Origin of the sequence: Streptomyces sp. LS1784 (assembly GCF_020103755.1) — a bacterium.
Taxonomy (GTDB): domain Bacteria; phylum Actinomycetota; class Actinomycetes; order Streptomycetales; family Streptomycetaceae; genus Kitasatospora.
The window spans coordinates 1-6,444 of the sequence record NZ_JAHSQD010000479.1 but is presented as its reverse complement, the minus strand read 5'-3'; the positions used below and the strand labels follow the sequence as shown (position 1 = coordinate 6,444).

At 74.8% G+C, this 6,444-nt stretch carries 8 protein-coding genes; all 8 read left to right on the top strand.

The window, feature by feature from the left end; all coding sequences use genetic code 11:
* Window positions 1–11: 11 nt before the first annotated feature.
* Complete coding sequence (locus tag KS423_RS35250; protein WP_374120082.1) at window positions 12–1,445, top strand: CpaF family protein; 1,434 nt, start codon at window positions 12–14, stop codon at window positions 1,443–1,445.
* The gene (locus KS423_RS35245; protein ID WP_224283821.1) at window positions 1,445–2,410 is read left to right on the top strand and encodes a type II secretion system F family protein; all 966 of its coding nucleotides are present in this window, start codon (window positions 1,445–1,447) and stop codon (window positions 2,408–2,410) included. Before KS423_RS35250 ends, KS423_RS35245 begins: the two co-directional genes overlap by 1 nt.
* The gene (locus KS423_RS35240; protein ID WP_224283820.1) at window positions 2,407–3,285 is read left to right on the top strand and encodes a hypothetical protein; all 879 of its coding nucleotides are present in this window, start codon (window positions 2,407–2,409) and stop codon (window positions 3,283–3,285) included. Before KS423_RS35245 ends, KS423_RS35240 begins: the two co-directional genes overlap by 4 nt.
* Before the next feature lie 113 nt (window positions 3,286–3,398).
* Window positions 3,399–3,689: a hypothetical protein gene (locus KS423_RS35235; RefSeq protein ID WP_224283819.1), complete on the top strand. Its 291-nt coding sequence runs from the start codon at window positions 3,399–3,401 to the stop codon at window positions 3,687–3,689.
* Window positions 3,690–3,727: 38 nt separating this feature from the next.
* Window positions 3,728–4,099, top strand: coding sequence for a TadE/TadG family type IV pilus assembly protein (locus tag KS423_RS35230; RefSeq protein WP_263455575.1), 372 nt, complete (start codon window positions 3,728–3,730; stop codon window positions 4,097–4,099).
* Entirely contained in the window at window positions 4,096–4,575 is a 480-nt protein-coding gene (locus KS423_RS35225; RefSeq protein WP_224283817.1) for a TadE/TadG family type IV pilus assembly protein, read from the top strand. The genes KS423_RS35230 and KS423_RS35225 overlap by 4 nt, the downstream gene beginning before the upstream one ends.
* A 160-nt stretch (window positions 4,576–4,735) precedes the next feature.
* Window positions 4,736–5,185 (top strand): hypothetical protein, encoded by a 450-nt coding sequence (locus KS423_RS35220; protein WP_224283816.1) that lies wholly within the window; start codon window positions 4,736–4,738, stop codon window positions 5,183–5,185.
* The coding region (locus tag KS423_RS35215) for a LysM peptidoglycan-binding domain-containing protein (RefSeq protein WP_224283815.1) at window positions 5,185–6,444 on the top strand (1,260 nt) is incomplete at its 3' end. The genes KS423_RS35220 and KS423_RS35215, both read left to right, overlap by 1 nt.

The window sequence follows — 6,444 nt, the reverse complement described above, 5'->3', positions numbered from 1 at the left end:
GGCCCACCGCCGTGCCCTCCCAGCTGCCCTCGCTGGACCTGCGCGGCGCCGCCACCCGGCCCGCCGTCGACCCGCAGGTCGCCCGCGAGCTCAAGCGCCAGGTCGCGGCCGAACTGCACCAGCAGATCACCCGGTTGACCGCCACCTCCGGCTCCGAGCCGGACCGCGCCACCCGCCGCCAGCGCGGCCGGGCGCTGATCGAGGAGACCGTCGCCCGGTGGTCCGACGCCTACGCGCAGACCCACGGCATCCCGCCCACCCGGGAGCAGGACCGCGCCCTTGCCGAGGCCGTCTTCGACCTGCTGTTCCGGGCCGGCCGGCTCCAGCCCTACCTCGACGACCCGGAGATCGAGAACATCCTGATCAACGGCTGCGACGACGTCTGGGTCTCCAAGGTGCACCAACCCCTGCGCCAGGTACCGCCGGTGGCCGACAGCGACGCCGAACTCATCGAACTGCTCCAGGACCTGGCCCGCCAGCACGGCGGTGGCGAGCGCAGCCTGTCCACCGCCAGCCCGACCCTCGCGCTGCGGCTGGAGGGCGGCATGCGCCTCCAGGCGCTCACCGAGGTGACGCCCCGCCCGTACGTGGCGATCCGGCGCCACCGGGTGGCCTCCGCGACGCTGCCCGAGATGGTCGAACTCGGCACCCTGGACGCCACCTTGGCCGCCTTCCTGGCCGCCGCGATCCGGGCCCGGAAGAACGTGATGATCACCGGAACCCAGGGCGTCGGCAAGACCAGCCTGCTGCGCGCGATGGCCGCCGAGATCCCGCCGGACGAGCGGATCGGCACCCTGGAGTCGGAGTTCGAGCTCTGGCTGCACACCCTCGGCCACCTGCGCCAGGTCGTCCCGATGGAGGCCCGCGAGGGCAACGGCGAGCGCGTCGAGGGGCGCCTGGCCGGGGAGTTGACCATCGGCGACCTCATCCCGGCCGCGCTGCGCATGACACTCTCCCGGATCATCGTCGGGGAGGTACGCTCCGGCGAGGTCGTCCCGATGCTGCGGGTGATGACCAACGGCGAGGGTGGCTCGATGTGCACCCTGCACGCCCGCGGCCCGCACATGGTTGTCGACCGCATCGCCGAACTCTGCCTGGAGTACGGCTCTCACATGACCGACTCGCTCGCCTACCGGCTCACCGCCAACGCCCTGGACCTCATCGTGCACGTCACCATGGTCGACGAGACCGCCGTCGGCGGCCGCCGACACCGTTTCGTCTCCCACGTCCTGGAGGTCACCGGCCTCGGGGAGAGCGGCCGCCCCGCGCTGAACACCGTCTTCGGCCCCCGGCCGGACCTCGGCGAGCCGCGGGCCGTCCCGCACACCCCGCCGCAGTGCCTGGACGACCTGCGCCGGGCCGGCTTCGACGCCTCGCTGCTCGGCTCCCGGTACGGGAGTTGGACCACCCCGCTCCAGCTGCGGATCGGCGGTGGCGCGCGGTGATGCTGCTCTTCGCCCTCTGCGGGCTGGCGGTCACGGGCGGCCTGGTGGCCCTGGTGGCCTGGGCCCGCGGCAGCGAACCCGGCGACGAGGACGGGGCCGCGCGGGCGGCCAACCCGCTGGCCGGCCGGGTCCACGTGTTCTGGTACGGCGCCCCCGGGACGGCCGCGCACCGGATGGTGCGGCTGCGCCGGGTCCAGCTGCCGCTCGCGCTCGTCGGCGCGCCGCTGGCCTGGCTGTTCACCGGCATCCCGCTGACCGCACTGCTGGTGCCGCTGGCCGTCTTCGGTCTGCCCTGGCTGTTCGACACCACCCGCCCGGACACCCATCGGATCGAGCGGCTGGAGGCGCTCTCCGAGTGGACCCAGCGGATCGCCGACGTGCTGCTGCTCGGCGTCGGCCTCAACCAGGCCATCGTCACCAGCCGCCGCACGGCCCCGGCCGCCCTGGAGGACGAGATCGGCGAACTGGCCGCCCGGCTGCAGGCCCGCTGGCGGCCCGAGGAGGCGCTGCGCGCCTTCGCCGACAGCCTCGCCGACGCCACCGCCGACAAGGTGCTCGCCGCGCTCGTGCTGCGCGCCGGGGACAGCGGCCCCGGCCTGGCCCGCACGCTCTCCGACATGGCCGACTCGGTGCGCGAGGAGGTCCGCCAGCGCCGCGCCATCGAGGCCGACCGGGCCAAGCACCGGACCACCATCCGCTGGCTGGTCGGCATCATCGTGCTGGTCGTCACGGTCGGCTCCTTCAACACCGAGTACACCCGGCCGTACGGGACCTTCCTCGGCCAGGTGGTGCTCGCCGTGGTCGCCGCACTCTTCGTGGCGATCATCGCCTGGATGAGGGCGCTGGCCTCCCACCCGCCGGTGCCCCGGCTGCTGACGCCGGACCGGCGCAGCAGGAGCGGGCGGCGGTCCGCCGCACCGGCGACCGGGCCGGAGCCGGCCGAGCAGCTCGGGGAGGTCCGATGATCTCCCCCTGGTCCGTGCTGGCCGGCGCCGTCGCGGCCGGCGGCCTCGCCCTCCTGGTCGCCGAACTGCGGCCCGCGCCACCGGACCTGCGCCAGGCGCTGGACCGGCTGCACGCCACCCCCGCCGACCGCGAGCAGGACCCGGACGAGCGGCCCCGCTGGTACGACCGGATCGGCGAGCGGTCCGTCCACCTGCGCGGGGTCTCGGTCCCGCGCCGCGAACTCGCCCTGATCGGCCGCACCCCGGCCCGGTTCATGGTGCACAAGCTGCTGTTCGCCGCGCTCGGCCTGATGCTGCCCGCCTACCTGGGTGCGATGGCCGTGCTGATGGACGTGGGCCTGCCGTTCGCGCTGCCGCTGGTCGCCGGGCCGCTGCTGGCCGGACTGCTCTGGTTCGTCCCGGACGCCATCGTGCGCGGTGAGGCCAAGGAGGCGCGCACCGAGTACCTGCACGGCATCGCCGCCTACCTGGAACTCGTCGCGATGGAGCGGGCCGCCGACTGCGGCCCCGCCGAGGCGCTGCGCCGGGCCGCCTCGGTCGGGCAGGGCGCGGTGTTCCTGCGGATCCGCGACGCCCTGGAGCGCGCGGCCACCGACCGGCTCCCGCCGTGGGCCGGACTCGACGCCTTGGCCGAGGAGTTGGGCCTCAGCCCGCTCCAGGACGTGGCCGACATCATGCGGCTGTCCGGCACCGACGGAGCCGCCGTGTACGACACCCTACGGGCCCGCGCCAAGGGCCTGCGCGGGGAACTGCTCGCCGAGGACCTCGCCCGCGCGAACGCCGACAGCGAGCGGATGGTCGCGCCCGGGGCCGCACTGACCCTGCTGATGACCGTCCTGATCGTCTTCCCCGCCCTGCACCAGATGCTCAACTGACCGCGCTCCCGGACCTCTTCCGGTCCCTGTCCAGCCTCCGCAAGCATCACCAGCCGTATCAGAGCAGCCGGCACCACCACCAGACCACACCGCCACACCCCCGGGAGAACCCGATGACCGTACGACTCGCCCAGCTGGCAGGACGGGCGCTGCGCCCCGTCCTGCTACCGGTCCAGTTCGCACTGCTGCTGTTCACCCTGCGGCTCGGCCGGCTGCGGGCCGCCCGCGCGCGCGGCGACCGCGGCGCGATCAGCATCGAACTCGCCCTCGCCATCATCGCGTTGGTCTTCGTCGCGGGTGCCGTGGCGACCGCTCTCTACCTGTTGAAGGACAAGGTCGTCCAGAAGGTCGAGCAGGACCCGAACATGCCGGGCGGCGCGGGCGCGGGCGGCGCCACCAAGTGATGCGTCCTGCTCTCCGCCGCAGGGGCGACCGGGGGTCGATGAGCGTGAGCCTCGCCATCGTCTTCCCGGTCGTCCTGCTGCTCCTGCTGCTCGTCGTCCAGGCCGCGCTGTGGTGGTACGACCGGCAGGTCGCGCTCACCGCCGCCCGCGAGGGCGTGGACGCCGGACGGGTGCAGGGCAGCGCGACGGACGGCGAGAAGAACGAGGCGGCCCAGCGGCAGGCCCGCGACTTCCTCGACCGGCAGGGCGTGCACGAGTACACGGTGCGGACCGACGGCAGCACGGCGGAGACCATCCGGGTCACCGTGCAGCTGAGCCCGCCACTGCTGATACCCGGGCTCAAGGCCGCCGTCACCCAGTTCGCCGAGGCGCCGCGCGAGCGCTTCGTACCGCCGGTGGTGAAGCCGTGAGGGGCGCGCCGCGGGCACCGGGCCACTGGCGGCAGCGGCTTCGGGTGCGGCCGCGCCGGCGGGACCGGGGCGGGATCGCGATCGAGGCGGCGATCGTCGTGCCGGGGGTGGTCGGACTGGTCCTGGTGGCCATCGCCGCCGGGCGGGTGCAGACCACGGCCGGCACCGTGGAGGCCGCCGCCCGGGCCGGGGCCCGGACCGCCTCCCTGCAGCGCAGCGTGGACGGGATGGACCAGCCGGCCAGGGACTCCGCCCTCGCGACGCTGCGCCAGCAGGGCGTGTCCTGCCGCGACGGGGACGTGCGGGTCGGCAAGGGGGAGCTGAACCTGCCGGGTGGACCGGTCACGACCGTCACCGTCACGGTGGTCTGCGACGTGGAACTGGCCGACCTGCTCGGCGGACCGTCCGGGGTGCCCGTGACGAAGCACCTCGTCGGCGAGTTCACCTCGGTGGTGGACCGTTACCGGGGCACGTGACGGCGCACGGCGCCGTCACCGGGAAGACGGGGGATTGGAGACGGCCCGTGCGGGGGAGACGCAAGCGGAGAGCGCCCGGGGGATGACACAGCGGTACCGAGTGGCGCCCGGTGGGGGCCGGTGGGGAGAACAGCGTGCGACGTGGGGGGAGGGGACGGAAGTGGTGAGCCGTCTGCGGCGACGGCTGCCGGCGCGCCGGTCCGACCGGGGCGCCGTGGCCCTCTTCGTGGCGATCTGCGCGGCCTACGTCGTGCTCGTCATCGCCCTGGTGATCGACGCCGGCGGCCGGCTGCGGGTCGCCGAACGGACCGACGCCTACGCCCTGGAGGCCGCGCGGGTCGGCGGCCAGCAGCTCGACCAGGCGGCCGTCCTGCAGGGCAAGGGCTTCAAGGTCCAGGAGAAGTACGTCCGGGACGCCGCCGATGCCTACCTGGGCCTGTACGGCCTGCGGGCGGGCGACATCGAGTTCTCCGGTGACGGCAGGGTCGTCACCGTCACGGTGCGGGCCGACTACCGTCCGGTCCTGCTGGGCGCCCTCGGGGAACGGAAGGTAACGGGCAAGGGCAGTGCGACCCTCGTCCACGGAGTCGAGAAAGCGGAGACCGACTGATGGCCGCGCCACGTGCCAAGGACCAGGCCCGTACCGCCCAGGCCCGTACCGGCCGGGCCGGGACCTCCCATCGAGCCGGGGGTGCCCGAAGGCCCACCGCCCCGGCGCCCCGACCACCCCGCGGGCGCGGACGCGCCGTGATCACCGCGCTCGGCGCGCTGGTCACCCTGCTCGCCCTGCTGTTCGGCGTCCCCGCGCTGCTGCTGTACGGCACCGAAGCGGTCGCCGGGATGGGCGAGGTCGCCTCGGGCGGGGTGGGCGAGGCGCTCACCAGTCCGGACGACGGACGGCTGTTCCTGTGGGCACTGGTGGTGGTCGGCTGGCTGGCCTGGGCCTGCTTCGCGCTGTCCGTCCTGCTGGAGATTCCCGCCCAGCTGCGCGGCCGGATCGCCCGCCGCATTCCCGCCTTCGGCTGGAGCCAGCGGCTCGCGGCCGGACTGGTGGGCTCGGTGCTCGCGCTGCTGCCGGTGGCCGGCTCGGCCTTCGCCGCCGTCCCCGAACTGACCCACGGCCCGGTCGTCCAGGCGCAGTTGACGCCGGGCGTGCAGCGCGCCGCACTGACCGCCGCACAGGCCGCGCCGGCCCTGACCCCGGCCGCCGAGCAGCAGACCACGTACACGGTGCGCGACGCCCGGCCGGCCGACAGCCTGTGGTCCATCGCCGAGCGCCAACTGGGCTCGGGGGAACGATGGGTGGAGATCGCCAAGCTCAACGACGGCCGGGTGATGGGCGATTCGGGCATCCGCTTCGACGCCGACCGGCCGATCCAGCCCGGCTGGGAGCTGCTGATGCCGGCGGACGCCAAGCCGGACGAGGCGAGGACACCGGCGCCGGATCCCGCCCCGGCTCCCTCCGGGGACGCGGCACAGGGCACGCCGCAGGGGACGCCGCAGAACGTTCCGCAGTCCGGCACGGAGGCCGGAGGGCCCGGTGGTGCGGGCGGTTCCGGCGCTCAGCGGACCGTCACCGTCCAGGCCGGGGAGAGCCTGTCGGCCATCGCCCAGCGGGAGCTGGGGGACGGGGAGCAGTGGCCGAAGCTGTTCGAGGCGAACAAGGGGGCCCAGGCCCCGGACGGAGAGCAGCTGACGGACCCGGACGTGGTGGTGCCGGGGATGGTGCTCACGGTGCCGGGGGCGGGGGCCGATCAGGCTCCGGCTCCCGCCCCCGCTCCGGCACCCGCCGACCAGGCTCCGGCACAGACCCCGGCGCCGGGCGCGCCCTCGCAGGGCGCGCCGCAGTCGGCCCCGGTGCCCGCGCCC

Bases quoted from the DNA above. Each gene is read 5' to 3' on its own strand.
- KS423_RS35230 (WP_263455575.1), top strand. From the start codon at position 3,728: ATGAGCGTGAGCCTCGCCATCGTCTTCCCGGTCGTCCTGCTGCTCCTG.
- KS423_RS35240 (WP_224283820.1), top strand. From the start codon at position 2,407: ATGATCTCCCCCTGGTCCGTGCTGGCCGGCGCCGTCGCGGCCGGCGGC.
- KS423_RS35235 (WP_224283819.1), top strand. From the start codon at position 3,399: ATGACCGTACGACTCGCCCAGCTGGCAGGACGGGCGCTGCGCCCCGTC.
- KS423_RS35245 (WP_224283821.1), top strand. From the start codon at position 1,445: ATGCTGCTCTTCGCCCTCTGCGGGCTGGCGGTCACGGGCGGCCTGGTG.